This is a genomic window from Paraburkholderia sp. 31.1, assembly GCF_014397645.1.
Classification (GTDB): Bacteria; Pseudomonadota; Gammaproteobacteria; order Burkholderiales; family Burkholderiaceae; genus Paraburkholderia; species Paraburkholderia tuberum.
Window position 1 is genome coordinate 58,938 of sequence record NZ_VZQN01000043.1, and the last position, 13,970, is coordinate 72,907.

At 63.3% G+C, this 13,970-nt stretch carries 13 protein-coding genes and 2 pseudogenes; 8 read left to right on the forward strand and 7 right to left on the reverse strand.

Annotation, left to right across the window (positions count from 1 at the left end):
• Positions 1 to 10: 10 nt before the first annotated feature.
• Positions 11 to 562 carry a type 1 glutamine amidotransferase domain-containing protein gene (locus tag F6X37_RS28235; protein ID WP_187613574.1) on the reverse strand — a complete coding sequence of 184 codons (552 nt, stop codon included), beginning with the start codon at positions 560 to 562 and terminating at the stop codon, positions 11 to 13.
• Between the two features lie 202 nt (positions 563 to 764).
• Positions 765 to 1,109 carry a chemotaxis protein gene (locus F6X37_RS28240; protein WP_090809741.1) on the reverse strand — a complete coding sequence of 115 codons (345 nt, stop codon included), beginning with the start codon at positions 1,107 to 1,109 and terminating at the stop codon, positions 765 to 767.
• 172 nt (positions 1,110 to 1,281) lie between these two features.
• Between F6X37_RS28240 and F6X37_RS28245 the strand changes: the two genes are divergently transcribed.
• The gene (locus tag F6X37_RS28245) at positions 1,282 to 2,589 is read left to right on the forward strand and encodes a DNA topoisomerase IB (protein ID WP_187613575.1); all 1,308 of its coding nucleotides are present in this window, start codon (positions 1,282 to 1,284) and stop codon (positions 2,587 to 2,589) included.
• A 77-nt stretch (positions 2,590 to 2,666) separates the two neighbouring features.
• Here the strand turns inward: F6X37_RS28245 and F6X37_RS28250 are convergent, their stop codons facing one another.
• Complete coding sequence (locus F6X37_RS28250; RefSeq protein ID WP_187613576.1) at positions 2,667 to 2,978, reverse strand: hypothetical protein; 312 nt, start codon at positions 2,976 to 2,978, stop codon at positions 2,667 to 2,669.
• A 300-nt stretch (positions 2,979 to 3,278) separates the two neighbouring features.
• Between F6X37_RS28250 and F6X37_RS28255 the strand changes: the two genes are divergently transcribed.
• Entirely contained in the window at positions 3,279 to 3,782 is a 504-nt protein-coding gene (locus F6X37_RS28255; protein WP_184059940.1) for a PRC-barrel domain-containing protein, read from the forward strand.
• 62 nt (positions 3,783 to 3,844) lie between these two features.
• Positions 3,845 to 4,258 carry a DUF3175 domain-containing protein gene (locus F6X37_RS28260; RefSeq protein ID WP_187613577.1) on the forward strand — a complete coding sequence of 138 codons (414 nt, stop codon included), beginning with the start codon at positions 3,845 to 3,847 and terminating at the stop codon, positions 4,256 to 4,258.
• Between the two features lie 38 nt (positions 4,259 to 4,296).
• On the opposite strand, the gene F6X37_RS28265 is transcribed toward F6X37_RS28260, so the two are convergent.
• A complete protein-coding gene (locus F6X37_RS28265; RefSeq protein ID WP_187613578.1) occupies positions 4,297 to 7,062 on the reverse strand; it encodes a LuxR C-terminal-related transcriptional regulator in 2,766 nt (921 codons plus the stop codon).
• A 159-nt stretch (positions 7,063 to 7,221) separates the two neighbouring features.
• The gene (locus tag F6X37_RS28270; protein ID WP_187613579.1) at positions 7,222 to 8,007 is read right to left on the reverse strand and encodes a response regulator transcription factor; all 786 of its coding nucleotides are present in this window, start codon (positions 8,005 to 8,007) and stop codon (positions 7,222 to 7,224) included.
• A 320-nt stretch (positions 8,008 to 8,327) separates the two neighbouring features.
• On the opposite strand from F6X37_RS28270, the pseudogene F6X37_RS28275 reads away from it, so the two are divergent.
• Positions 8,328 to 8,615, forward strand: a pseudogene (locus tag F6X37_RS28275) (PLP-dependent aminotransferase family protein); the annotation flags it as partial.
• A gap of 71 nt (positions 8,616 to 8,686) precedes the next feature.
• Positions 8,687 to 9,259: an FUSC family protein gene (locus F6X37_RS28280; RefSeq protein WP_187613580.1), complete on the forward strand. Its 573-nt coding sequence runs from the start codon at positions 8,687 to 8,689 to the stop codon at positions 9,257 to 9,259.
• Between the two features lie 25 nt (positions 9,260 to 9,284).
• Here F6X37_RS28280 and F6X37_RS28285 read toward each other — a convergent pair whose 3' ends face one another.
• Positions 9,285 to 10,265 (reverse strand): cupin domain-containing protein, encoded by a 981-nt coding sequence (locus F6X37_RS28285; protein WP_187613581.1) that lies wholly within the window; start codon positions 10,263 to 10,265, stop codon positions 9,285 to 9,287.
• Positions 10,266 to 10,382: 117 nt separating this feature from the next.
• Here F6X37_RS28285 and F6X37_RS28290 point away from each other — a divergent pair, with 117 nt between their 5' ends.
• A complete protein-coding gene (locus F6X37_RS28290) occupies positions 10,383 to 10,724 on the forward strand; it encodes a carboxymuconolactone decarboxylase family protein (protein ID WP_184009880.1) in 342 nt (113 codons plus the stop codon).
• 141 nt (positions 10,725 to 10,865) lie between these two features.
• On the opposite strand, the gene F6X37_RS28295 is transcribed toward F6X37_RS28290, so the two are convergent.
• Complete coding sequence (locus F6X37_RS28295) at positions 10,866 to 12,362, reverse strand: carbohydrate porin (protein WP_187613582.1); 1,497 nt, start codon at positions 12,360 to 12,362, stop codon at positions 10,866 to 10,868.
• 1,060 nt (positions 12,363 to 13,422) lie between these two features.
• Between F6X37_RS28295 and F6X37_RS28300 the strand changes: the two genes are divergently transcribed.
• Positions 13,423 to 13,563, forward strand: a complete 141-nt coding sequence (locus F6X37_RS28300; RefSeq protein ID WP_184009884.1) for a hypothetical protein — start codon at positions 13,423 to 13,425, stop codon at positions 13,561 to 13,563.
• A 214-nt stretch (positions 13,564 to 13,777) separates the two neighbouring features.
• Positions 13,778 to 13,970: pseudogene (locus F6X37_RS28305) on the forward strand (sulfonate ABC transporter permease); the annotation flags it as partial.

Below are 13,970 nucleotides of genomic sequence, written 5' to 3' on the forward strand. Positions count from 1 at the left end.
CCGCCCGCGGTCAAGCCGCCTTGCGCTTCGTCAGTTGCGCGATCAGCGCCTTGTTGAACGCGGGAAGGTCGTCGGGTTTGCGGCTCGAAATAAGATTGCCGTCCTCGACCACTTCCTGATCGACCCACGTGCCGCCCGCGTTGCGAATATCGTCCTGCAGGCTAGGCCAGCTCGTCACCGTGCGCCCCTTGATGATCCCCGCCGATACCGGCAGCCACGTGCCGTGACAGATCACCGCGATCGGCTTCTTCGCGTTGTCGACCGCTTTGACGAACGCCTGCGCCTGCGGCAGCAGTCGCAGCGCGTCGCCGTTCACGACGCCGCCCGGCAACACCAGCGCGTCATAGTCGTCGGGACTGGCCTTGTCGAAGGTCGCATCGACGTCGACGGAATCGCCCTTGTCGACGTGTTTGAAGCCCTGGATCTTGCCCGGCTTCGCCGAGATCACATGGACCGTCGCGCCCGCCTCGGTGAGCGCGCGTTTCGGCTCCATGAGTTCTGCCTGCTCGAAGCCATCTACGGCGAGTACGGCTACCTTGTAGCCATTCAGTGCATCAGTCATGTGTGCTCTCCTTCATGCGGCGCCGCGCTCATGCGCTTGCCCGTGAGGCATGTGCATAGGTCTGCGCCTTCGCCAAGCATGGTTACGCAAAACACGTGCCTGGTTGAGGCAGTGTTCAGCGGCCTGACATTACGTTGGCGATGCACCGACGCTGCGGTTGCGCCGTTGAGCTCGAGCCGCCGCGTGTGCAAAAGCGCCGTGGTCAGACGTCGGTTTCGTCCTCGTCGGAGCGTTCCGCGCCCGGCGGCACTTGCGGATCCACGACGTGGTCGGTGTCGATATCGCGGTCCATCTCCAACGTCGAATCGCCATCGGCCGACGCGCGCTCGCCCGTACCTGAGCGATCGGTATCGCTGCCGAGTGCGGCGTCGCCGGCTTCGAGCGCGTGATTGTCGAGCTCCGTATCGACGTCGAAATCGTGACGCCTCGCGCCCGCCACGTCGCTGCCGCTATCGGACGAGTCGCTGGGACCCAGCGCGCCCGTCGTGCCGGACGTTTGCTTGACGGTCTGCTGCGGCTCTTCATCGGGGTTGAGTGTGCTGCTCATGAAAGCTCCCTTTCCGGTTGGTCACGTCGACTTTTCCGCAAGGACCGTTCCGCCTCAGCGCGCTGGGTCACTTGTCGATGGCATCCCCCTTGCTTCCCGCCGATCACACGGCACACATCGCACTTACTCGGCGAACCGGTTCGAACCGGGTTTGAAACTTCTACCTGCAACAATGGCTACCGCGACTCATTCCACGACCACATCACGCAGCCCGACCACCGCGAACGGCAACACCGCGCCCCAACCGATGCCGCCGGGACTGCGCCACGCCGACGACACGAGGCCCGGCTACACACGCAAGCGCGAGCGGAACGGCTTCATCTATTTCGACGTCGACGGCAAACGCATCGTCGATGAGGACGAGATTCAACGCATCAATTCGCTCGCGATTCCACCCGCGTACGAAAACGTGTGGATCTGCCCCGATCCGCGCGGTCATCTGCAGGCGACCGGCCGCGACGCGCGCGGCCGCAAGCAGTACCGCTATCACCCCCACTGGCGCGAAACGCGCGACGCCGACAAGTACGAACGGATGGCCGAGTTCGGCCGCGCATTGCCCAAAATCCGCGCGCGCGTGGCGCGTGATCTGAAGCTGCCCGGCATGCCGCTCGACAAGGTCGTCGCGGCCATCGTGCAGTTGCTCGACACGACGCTGATCCGCATCGGCAGCGCAGAATACGCGCGCGATAACCACTCGTACGGATTGACGACGCTGCGCAAGAAGCACGTGAAGATCAGGGCCGGTCAATTGCGCTTCCAGTTTCGCGGCAAGAGCGGCATCGAGCACGACGTGACAGTGGACAATCCGAACATCAAGCGCATCGTGCGACGTTGCGCGGAGCTGCCCGGTCACGACCTGTTCCAGTATCTCGACGAAGACGGCACGCGCCACAGCGTCGGCTCGACGGATATCAACGACTACCTGCGCCGCGTAAGCGGCGCGGACTTCACCGCCAAGGACTACCGCACGTGGGCCGGCAGCGTGTACGCGCTCGCGGCATTGCGCCGCTTGATGTGCAGCAGCGCGGCCGAAGCGCGTCGTCATATCGTCGCGATCGTGAAAGAAGTGGCGACGCTGCTACGCAATACGCCCGCCGTCTGCCGGCGCTGCTATATCCACCCAGCGATCATCAGCGCGTTCGAGGCCGACGAGTTGCAGAGCCTCGCGCCAGGCCAATCGCGCCGCGGACTCAAGGTAGATGAAGTGGCCTTTGCGGTGCTGCTCGCGCAGGCGGAAAAGCGTGCGGCGAAACTCGCGCGCGCATCCGGCGGCAAAGGACGCAAGACGCGCGAGTCGTCGGTCGACGACAGTATCAACGGTTCGTTGACGAGTCTGCTAGAAAAGTCGCGCGTGGTGCGCAAGAAAGCCACCGCCGCGAAAGACAAAAGCGCCGCGGCACATTTGCGAGCCACGGCACGCGTGCGTACGCGGCGCGCTGCGCGGGAAATGGCCTCCGAACCGAAACCAAGGGCCCAGTGACGGGCTCAGCGCTGAATCGACGCCGGCGCGTTACGAGGAACGCACAGGTGCATGGCCGCGCCCGCATCGATCCAGCGTTACTGTCCCTTCGTATCGCTGCTGGCATTGGCGCCGGGCGTGTTCGTCATATCGGTCATCGGCTTGTTTGCCTTCGACTTCTTGTGATGATGTTTCATCGACGAAGTCGATCCCATGGTGCTGCCCGTGACATTCGACGCGGGCTCGTTGCCCGCCGTCGGCGCCGCGGTCGCCGCGCCATGCGCGTTGCCGCCGCCGGCGCCGCTATTGCCATTACCGCCGCCCGCCTGCGCGAACGCGGCGCCCGACGCGACGGCGCCCGACGCCACCACACATGCCGCGAACAGCCATGCCTTCGGATACTTGCTCATCTGGGTTCTCCCTGAAGTAAAAGGACGGGTGCGATCCTTCGGTTCCCTGCTGCCATCACTGAGAGTCGAGCAAGGCCTATGCCGCGCGATGCAGTCGTCGCATGCGCGCATCGCGCTTTGCTGATCAGCGCTGGCGTCGGCACTGACGAAATAATTGCAAACGCGCTCGCATCCTTTACGCACGCGGTGCCTCGTCGCGCGGATGCGCCGCGCGCCACGGCGTAACGGCGCCGCATGGCTAGATGGAACGGCCGTTGCTAAATGCCTCGGTACATTCACCCCTTCAAAAAGGAGCCCATCATGGTGATGCAGACCCAGACACAAGGTGCGAACATCGTCGGTAAAGGCGCCGCGACCGCGGAAGGCCCAGGTCCGGATGTTATGGCAGCGGCTACGCTCGACGGCAACAAGGTTATCAGCAGCGATGGCGAGCACATCGGCAAGATCAAGGACATCATGCTCGACGTGCGTTCGGGCCGCGTCGCGTATGCGGTGCTGTCGAGCGGCGGTTTTCTCGGCATTGGCGACAAGCTGCTCGCGATTCCGTGGAGTGCGCTGACACTCGATACGCAGGAAAAATGCTTCGTGCTGAACATGGTGGCCGAGCGCGTGAAGAACGCACCGGGATTTGATAAGGATCACTGGCCATCGATGGCGGATCAGACGTGGGCCACCACCGTGCATCAGTACTACGGCAGCGAACCGTACTGGGGCGACGTCTATACGAGGCGCGACGACCTCGGCGTCGGTGACATTCCCGCGGGTTCGTCGGATGCGCCCGAGGCCGGTGGCGTGAAGCTCTGATCGCCAAATCGACCATTTTCGACGCGTGGCGAGTCCGACATTCCGCTTCAGGAGACAACACAATGGCGACCCGAAAGACCGGCAGCAAATCGAAACGCCCTGTGTCTCGTGGCAGGTCGGGACGGCCAGCGCGTCAGCGCCACGCGCAGGCGCACGCCGCGCATCGTGCTAAAACCGCGAAGTCGAGCGGCGCATCCGGCGCGAAGAGATGGTCGCATCACGTAATGGAAACGAGCGACGCGATGGACATCCAGAAGGATATTTTCAAAACCGGCAGCGCGGAGTCCATCGCGCAATCGTTGAAGCACTCGTCGACGGCGAGCCGTCGACGCAAGGGCACGCCGTTTCAATCGGCGATGTCGATGCTCAATTTCTACATCAATCGAGCGGGCCGAAACCTGCCGAAGGAGCGGCGCGATACGTTGCAGCGGGCCAAGCGCAAGCTGCGCGAAGCGTTCGGACGAGAGCCGCGGTGAGGTGACCGGATGACGGCGCCATCACGCGGCACGGCGCTTCAGTCGGCTCCAGGCTGAATGCCGAAGACACTCTGCACGGCCTCGTACCGCGAATTGACGTTCAGTTTTTCGAACACGTTCTTCATGTGCCATTTGACCGTCTCGGGTGCCAGATTCAATGATCGTCCGATTTCCTTGTTGGACAGCCCGCGAGCGACGTAGCCCAGTATTTCGAGTTCTCGCGCGCTCAGTGTGCCCGGCGTCATCTTCGTGTCGGCATAGCTCGACGAAGAAGATGGCGTGTTATCGGCCTCGTCGAAAGCCGACAGCACCGTGCCGATATACGTGGCGTGCCCGGTCGCGATTTCCGATGGCGTGCGGCGAAAGCGCTCCAGTAACGCACGCATCGGCGGCCCCTCGTCCACGAAGCTATTGATCATCCCCATCGCGCCGCCGATCCGCAGCGCGTTTCCCAGCGCGGCGAACGCCTGTTCCGAGGCACCGTTCTGCTCATGCGCGAGAGAAAGCAGCAGCGAAACGACGGCCTCGGCATAGCGCCAGCCCAGTGCAACCAGATTGTCGAGTGAGCGCGAGAGAAAGCCAACGGCGTCGCCGGCGGCATTTTCAGCGAGCAGAACGCGGGCTTGCAGCACGCAGTAGCTTGCCCACGTTTCCATCGCCGAGCCCCGTCGCCCTTCGCACATCATCGGTACACTCGCGCTCAGTTCGTCGGTGACCTGTCGCGCCTCGACCACCCTACCGTCGGCAAGCAGCTGTCTGACGGTTTCCGCATCGCACGCGAGCTTCAGACGCAACCATCGACGGGTTATCGCGAGCTGTCGACCGTCCTCGAGAACGGCGAGCGCCGGCCCTTTTTTGCCATCCCGCCACAGCAGGCGCGACGCGGTAAGCATATAGCGCATCAATGCGGCGAGCGGCGAAGTCTCCAGCGCGATGGTCATGCGACCGTCGATCAACTTCCGCGCCTTGGACAGCTCGTTGCACTCGTAGTAAATCGACGCAAGGCAACCGGCTACCGCGGCCGCGCCCGCCGACCACTCTCCTAGCTTGTCTTCGGAGTACCGCATCGCGACCTCCATCACCCGCCTCGCATCGGGAAGTTCGCCGTGTATCAGCGCGGCGATGCCGTACACCGCGTCGCGCAACATATCCGCGCTGTTCGGCTTCCGGCTGAGTCCCACCTGATCGACCCGCGCTCTCCATACGCGGGAGATGTAGGCGAACTGCCCTCTATACATCAAGCCGAAAATCTCCGCGCTTTGCCCGTAATGGCGTACCCACGGTTCCGCAGGCGCCGTCGATGCCTCAACGGCACGCCCGAGTTCCAGCGCATGTTCGCTGTCGTCGTTCACGCAAGCGATCACCGCGTGGATCGCGTTGATCTCCGCCCATGCGACCTCGTCGGCTACCGACCGATCATCACGGACCATTCGTTCGAACTCGTCGGCAATCTCGCCGATCTCCTTCGACGCGCGCGCGGTCTCAAGCGACATCGCGAGAGCCCAGGATTTCGCCAGACGCAAGCGCAGTCGACCCGCGATCACGTCCGGCGGCAGTTTGCGAATCCAGCCCGGCAGCATGAACGGGTCGCCGCGTTGGAGCATCTCCATCGCACAGTTTTCGGCCCACTGCGCCGCCTGCCCGATGTCGCCCGCTGCCAGCGCATGTCGCACGGCTTCGCGCCACAGGCGAGCCCGCGCGAACCACAGGCTGGCCCGGCGATGCAGCAACGGAACCTGTCGTGGCGTCTGACGCATGAGACGGCGGCGAAGCGCATTGCTCAGCAATGCGTGATAGCGATACCAGTTCTGCGTCTCATCGAGCGGCCGGATGAACACGTTATGCCGCTCGAGCCAGCCCAGCTTTTCTCCGCTTTCGCCCTCACCGCCCATGACATCGTCGCACAGCGTCGCCGTAAGCCGCTCGAGAATCGACGTGTACAGCAAAAACGTCAGCATGGGCGGCGGCAAATGCGCAAACACCGTATCGTTCAGGTAGCGATCGATGCCGAAGCGGGAACCGGCGAGATGACTGGCGAGCGCGGCCACGTCATCGACCCGGTTCAGTCCGAGCGAAGCCAGTTGCAAACCGGCCACCCAGCCTTCGGTCGCGCTGTTCAACAACTCGACGCTGTTGCGGTTGAGCAGCGCGTTACCGGTGTGATCGAAAAACGCCTGGGCATCGTCGAGCGAAAAGCGCAGATCGTCGACATTCACACGCGAAAGTTTGTCGGGCGAGCGCAGCCCGCTCAGCGACAGCGCCGGTTCGCCGCGCGCGCCGAGCAGCACGTGCAGGTTGTCGGGCGCGTAGCGCAGCAGGCGCGACACGATCGCGAGAACGGGTTTCGCGCTCAGACGGTCGACGTCGTCGAGCACCAGGAAAACACCGCGGCCGTATGCGGCGATGCCATTGAGCAGCACTGAAATGACCGTTCTGACCGGCGTGTGTGCATCGTTATCGAGAAGTTGCTGTGCCTGCCACGCGATCTCCTGCGACGCGCGACAAAGCGCCGCCACCAGATAGGCCCCGAGTTGCTGCGGATCGTCGTCTTCTCCATCGAGACTGAGCCACGCAACGGGACGCTTCTTTCTCGTTTGCGCTTCGCTCCACGCGGCAAGCAAGGTCGTTTTGCCGAAACCCGCGGGCGCGGTCACGAGCGTAATGTGACGCGGACGTCGTTCATCGAGTCGCCGGAGCAATCCCGGCCGTTGCACGCAACCCGCGGGAAGACGCGGCGGCATCATCTTGGTCTGGATCAGCGAGACGATCCATTCACGCTCGAAACTATCAGCGGTTGTATTCATGAGGTGTCCTCTCACCGGCTATCCGTGAGAGGCATGGAGGGTCGTTGTGAATTTGCTTTCAAGATACGCCGAGCCGTATGACGGCTCAATGAGGAGCCGCGCAACGAGGCGCGACCAGCGCAATCCGCTTCAGGTCGCTCATGGCCTCGTTTCGGATCGCTAGCGGAGATCGCTTTGCGCGCCCTGCTCGGACCTGTCCTTCTCCGCGACAGCGTCTTCCGGCTCGGTGCTCGCCGGCGCTTGCGCTTCCGCGCTGCCAGCATCGGCCTCGTCGAGGCGGTAGCCGTGCGTATAGATGGTCGTCAATCGCACGCAGTTGTCCGGATGCAGGGCCAGCTTGCGTCGCAGCCGGTAGATATGCGTGTCGATCGTGCGCGACGTACTATCCAGCTCGCGGCCCCACGCAAGCTTCGCCAGAAGCCGCTTGGAAACGACCCGTCCGACGTTCGCGAAGAAATAGGCCGCCACGTCGAATTCCTTTTCCGTCAACAAGATCGATTCGCCGTGCAGAAAAACACTGCGCTGCGTGACGTCGAATACATACGGCCCAACCGCGATTGCACTTTCCACCTTGATGCTGCGTCGTGTGCGACGCAACAGCGCGCCTACCCGTGCCCCCAGCTCTTTGGCCCGGAACGGCTTGACGACGTAGTCATCCGCGCCGGCGTCCAGCGCCTGCACGATGTCGACTTCCAGAAGTCGGCTGGTCACGAACAGCACCGCGGGTTCGCGGCCCAGGTGACGGCGTATCCAGTACAGCACCTCGAAGCCGCTCATGCCCGGCAATTCCCAGTCGAGCACCACGAGATCGACCTCGTTGGCCTGAAGAAAACTGATTGCGTCCTTGCCCCGCTCGACCTTGTTTATTCGATGCCCGGATTGCCCGATTTCCCTTTCGACCGAATCAGCTTGCGCGGGATCGTCTTCCACCAACAGGATATTCATCTATCACCTTTTTTCTTTCGCCCTGGCGACTTGAAGACCGGCCCGCTCGACAGATGCGGCGAAAGACATTCGCATCTGGAATTCCACTCACACGAGCAACCAGTTCAAACAGGACGAAAAAGCCAACATAAAAAAATCGCATACGGCACCAGGTCGGCGTGAGCGGCCAGCGGCGCCGGCCCCGTATGCATTGTGAATTTCTAGAAGAAAGATAGAGCCAGTCGCTTTTCAAATCCCCCCCTTTCGGAGGGGGGGATGGTGTTTTCGAAGGGGGGGGTCATATTGCACGACCATCCCCCTTATCAGTGATTCGATCTGGCGCGCGCGAACTATTGCCCGCCGAGCATCTGAAGAGCGACCCCGCATGCATGTTCGTGTGGTTGCGCGTGCCGCCGCCGTGGCGCTCGGACGACTTCGCGGCAAACGCGCTCGCGCGCGGGGTCAACACGATGCCCGCATCCGCGTTCGCGGTCGATCGCTCGACGGTCGAGCACGGCGTGCGCATCAACCTCGCTTGCGCCGAGTCGCGCGAGCAGTTGACGCGTGGCCTGCAGATTCTCGCGCACACGCTGCGCGACCGGCCGCGCGCGCTGTTCGGCACGATCTAGCTAGCAATGGAAGCGTAAAGCGGAGCCGCTAGAATACGGCACCCCCTGCCCAGCCGAGCCGCCTTCATCCGATGACTCCGTCCGACGATTCAAGCCCTTCCTCACGCACGCACGCCGCCGATGCGCTGTTCGCTTTCCTGAAGACGCTGCCGCTCGGCGACCGCTTGATCGAGGGCGGCTTCATGGCCGTGCAGGCGGTGGCGGGCGCGAGTCTCGCGTTCGGCATCGCTCGCGCGCTGCACACCGAGCAGGCGTTCTGGGCCGCGATCACCGCGATCGCGGTAAGCCAGCATAGTTATATCGACACTCGCAAGCTGTCGCGCGACCAGTTCATCGGTGCGATGGTCGGCGGTATTTGCGGGCTGATCGGCACGCTCGCGGGCGGCGGCCATTTTGCCGCGTACGCGGCGACCGTGGCGGTCGCGATCCTGATCTGCTGGGTCGTCAACGTCGGCAGCGCAGCGCGCCTCGGCGGCATCACCGCGACGATCATGCTGCTGGCGCCAGGCATCGGCCCGGCGTGGGACAAGGCCTTGCTGCGGCTTGCCGAAGTGACGCTCGGCACGGTCTGCGCGCTCATGGTCGCGCGACTGATGGCGTCGTTCGAAAAGCGCGCGTTCAGCAAGGGCGGACCGCCCAGATAGAATCGCCCACGCGTTGAGTCTTTAGTCAGTCATCCAGAGCATCGTCCGTTGGCGTGCGGCGCCGGTAACGTCCCGGCGTCACACCGACGCTTTGCGCGAACGCCTTGCCGAACGCCGCCTCCGATTGATAGCCGACCGCCTCGCCGATGTCCGCCGCGCTGCGTTGTGTGCGCAACAGCAGATCGCTGGCGATCGCCATGCGGATCTGCGTCAGAAAATCCATCACGGTCATGCCCGCGCGCTCGTTGAAGTGGCGCGCGTATGTCGCGCGCGACATCGCCGCGCGCTCGCCGAGTTCGGAGATCGTCCATGCGCGTTCGGGCGCGTCGAGCATGGCCTGCACCGATGCGCCGAGGCGTGCGTCCGTCAGCAACGCGAGCATCCCGGTGCCGTTCGCATTGCGCTCGCCGTGCACGCGCAGTGCCATCGCGAACAGCGCGTGGCTCAAGGCCGTCACGATCGCGAGCGCGCCAGGCTGACGCCGCTCCGCTTCGCCGCGCATCAGAGTGATCACCGCCTGCAACGCATCGAGCGTTTGCGCATCCCCGAGCGATACGTGCAGCGGATCGGGCAGCACATTGAGCAGCAACGCCGATGAACCGGGTGCATAGACGAAGCGGCCGCACAGCAGATCGACGCCGTCATGAATCGCGCTGTCGTTGGGCGCGTGCGCGGCCGTGGCAGTGGTTTCGCGGCCATCGTTGCGCCGCACCGGCAGCATGCCGTCATGCCCGAGCGTCAACGGCAGGCCACCCGCCGAGCGCTTTACGTCGCGCACGCGATGCGCGGCGCCACGCGGAAACAGCATGAAATCGCCGGCCTGCAATTCGAGCGGCTCGCCGGCGGCGGTCTCGATCACACAGCTGCCGTCGAGCACCAGATGAAACGGCGCGACGCCCGCCTCCAGCGGCGCGTGATCGATGTCGAATGCGCCTGATAGCAGGCAGCGAAGATCGAGACTCGCTTGCGGCCGGGCAAGGTCGATCAGGCGACTGAGCGTGTCCATGAGACGAGCGCGCTAAAAGTTGAGTCGAATCAGTATTCAGGATATCGCGGCGCGGCGCAATACTTTGTCCCACGACGCCGGCAACCGCCGGCGCGCAATGGACCAAGGAGCACTGCCATGTTGAACTGGATCGATTACCGCAAGGAACTGTTCGGCCGTATCGGCGAAATGTCGAAGCTCGCGCCCGAAAGCGTGAAGGCGTATCAGGCGATGTCGAGCGCCGGTCAGAAGACCGATCTGCTCGGCGCGAAAACGCGCGAGCTGATTGCGCTCGCGGTAGCGGTCAGCCTGCGCTGTGACGGCTGTATCACGGTCCATACGGCCGAGGCGCTGAAGCACGGCGCGACCCGCGAGGAAATCGCCGAAGCGCTCGGCGTCGCGATGGCGATCAACGCGGGCGCGACGCTGGTGTACTCGGCGCGCACGCTGGACGCGGTCGCCGCGCATACGCAGGGGTAAGCGAGGTTGATGATTAGACGCAGCGATCGCCAAGTCATCGTCCGTCCTTACGTGCCGCATCGACCGATCATGTCCGGCGATGCGGCGCGCGGCCGTTGTTGGAGCGATCGATCAAACGCGTACCAGCCTGGTGACCGTTCCTCAGAATTGAATCGTCGTGCGCAAACCGAGAACCGCTTCGTTCTCGATGCGCTGGGACGAATCGTCCGGGTGCGGAATTCCGCCGCCCGGCCGCCAGAAGTACTGGAAGTCCGCTTGCAGCATCCACCACGGCGCGACCTGATACTGATAGGTGGCTTCGAGCATCGTCTCCGCGCCGCGCGACGGATAGCCCGGCGTGTACAGCGGCTGCGCGCTCGCAAGATCCTGCGCGTGCGAGCCGATCTTCGCATAGCCGAGCGCGAGCCCGACCACGTCGTTGTCGCGCCCCTTGAACGGCGCCTTGAGCGTCACGCCCGCGTTCACGCCGAGATCGACCAGATTGCGATCGCCCGGCGCACCCATGATGCGCGCGAACACACCGAGCGACCGCGGACTGTCGGAACCTGCGCGCCACACCATCTGATCGGCGACCGCGTAGAAGCTGTAGTTGCCGCGATGACTCGTCGGCACGCCGTTGCTCGCCGGATTCGCTAGCGACACGCCGCTCGTGTCGAAACCCTGATCCGCGAAGTGTTTGCTGTTGTACCAGAAGCCGAGCTTGTAGGTGCCCGGCAGGCCGGCCGGCTTCGGATCGGACGCATTCGCCGACGGCTGGTTGATCGCGTACTGCAGTTCGCCGATCACGAGCACGCCGTTGCCGAGATTGAAGTTCGTGCCGCTCGCGTTGAGCTTTTGCGGATCGCCGACGCCTGGCGCCGGATTGCCGTCGAATACGCCGCCCAACACGGTTACTCCGTTCGCGAACGACGCCCGCGCCCTCACGCCGAGCGACGACAGCGGATAGGCCGGGCCGCCCGCCGGCAGATCGACGGACGGCAGCACTGGCCAACCGAACGTCGCGTTCATGAAGGTGGCCGCGTACTGGCTGACCATGAACTCCTGATCGAGACTCTGCTGACCGATCTTGACGTCGACGTTGCCGAGCGACTGCTGATACCACAGTTCCCACAGACGGGTAGCGGCGTCGGCTTCGATGCCGCTCGCGGTTTGCAGCGTTTGCAGATTTCTGGCGGTCAGGCTCGTGCCGTGAATCTGCAGACCGGACACGTTGAAAGTGCCGCCTGGCAATCCAAACGCCTTTTGCGTATCGACGACGAGTCCGAACTCGGTCAAGCCTTGATAAGCACCGCCGCGATTCGTCCCGCCCGAGAGGTTGCCCATGTACTCGCCGGTCTCCTGCAGATTGAAAGTCACACCGTAGTTGCCGAGCCACGGACGCAAACCGCCCATGTCGCCGAGCAGGTTCGAGCGCTCCCACAATCCCGTGGGCGCGGCGACGCTCTGATCGGCGGGCGCCGCATTGTCCGTGGCGCCGGGAGCCGGGGCGGCCGGGGCGGTCGATGGCGCCGCTTGCGTCGGCGCGGCTTCGCCGGGTGTCTGCGCGAACGCGCAAGGAACGAGGCCGAGAGAAAGAACCGCGCTCACGGCGATAGCACCGCCGGAGCTCTGCGGTCTGCGCTTGTAGATGTTTTCCATCACGTATCTGGGGTTGAAGTTATAGGCGGATCGCTCCGTTGTTGTTCGCACACGCAGGTGGCAAACGTGTGTTCAATTCATTCCCGGCATGCAAGCTTGCGCGAGCCAGCGACGTTACCGTGACGCACTCCGGCGCACAACGAGCGCAATGCGAAAGCGCAACCGCCTCTGCAAGCAGAGGTTGCAGACGACGGTCAGAAAAGAGGAAGCGTGCTACGGAAAACCGGCAGCAAAGGCCGGTCAGAATTGAAGCGCGCTAACCCGAATGGGGCGAGTTAGCGGCGAAGGAGTGAACCTGCGGCGACTATCTCGCGGTTGTGTTGCCGGCGCTGGCCGGCATCGGACTTCCACTGCCTGAACATGCGTCCATGGGTGACTCCTTCGATACGTTGGGGCGAATTGTATTGACGTCGCCCGAAAAAGCGCAAGTAAAAAAACGCATAAAGACAACGTCGGGTTCTCGGGGCCGCACGCAATGATTCTCGAACTCGTTGCGCAAGCCTTCGTCGATAAATGTTGGCTCTGCTTACAGAATCTGGTTGACTCCGGGTTTTTACCGCGTCTAGAATTCGCCCGTCTTCTCAAATGGGGCTGATGCCTTGGACACCTGCAGTAGTCGATCTTCGAACAGTTTCACTGCCTGACCGGCAGAACGTCCGCGCCCCTTCCCCGCGCCGCCGTTCCGCCAGCAGGCAGAACGGTGCGCGCCGTAGCAAATCTTCTTCGTGCACCTCGATCATGAGCGCCAGTGTGGACGCGGCCTTCGCTCGTCCACACTGGCACGCCCTCGCAAGCCTTCGGGTTTGCGGCCGAAGCTCGCCGATACCCGCGCCTGGTCGCGGGTTCTGGCGAGGCCGGTAAAACCACGCTGCGTGCCTGAGCGCAGTTCAACCCGACGAGGAGCCCCATGCCCGACAGTGACAGTTGTTGTTTATGCCCCTTCCCTTCAGCCTTAGAGAAGGAAAGCAGCTAGCAACCTGACGCCGCGCCAAGCGTGCGACGTTGGACCGTCTGCCCGCTTTCCGCTTGCCGCGTCACATACGACGCGCGGAGAAACGTCATGTATTTCGCTCTGCTTTTGCCGCATCTGCCCTATCGCAACGAGTCGCGCGCTCACTACGAGTCGCTTCTGTCGCTCGATCCGGTCCAATCGAATCGGCTTGTCACGCTGTGGCGCCGAATCGGGTCGCTGCTCTCTTAAGTCCTGCCAGGTTTCTGTCACGAATCAACGCCATTATCGAAAGATTGTGGCGTTGCCTCGTCGTGGCCGTTGCTTGCTGAATGAGCCCTTTCATCAACTTGCGATTCGTCATGTTCCAACTCAACAATCCCTCGCGAATCGATGCATGTGTCGCCGCCCTGTACGGCGGCACGACTTCGCTGTGCGCAAATACCCACGGCCCCGGAGGTTACTGATGGAGTTCGGTTTCAACCTGAACCGCACCGCCAATGCATCCGCACGACGGCTGCGTCCAAACGGATGGGACTTCGTCGCGTTCCCGCTGATCATCTGCCTGATCGCGATGGCGTCGATCGGCTTTCACGAGACGCTCGCGCCGATGTCGACGCTAAAGACGCAGGCGATCTCGCTCGATCCGGCCAACCTGC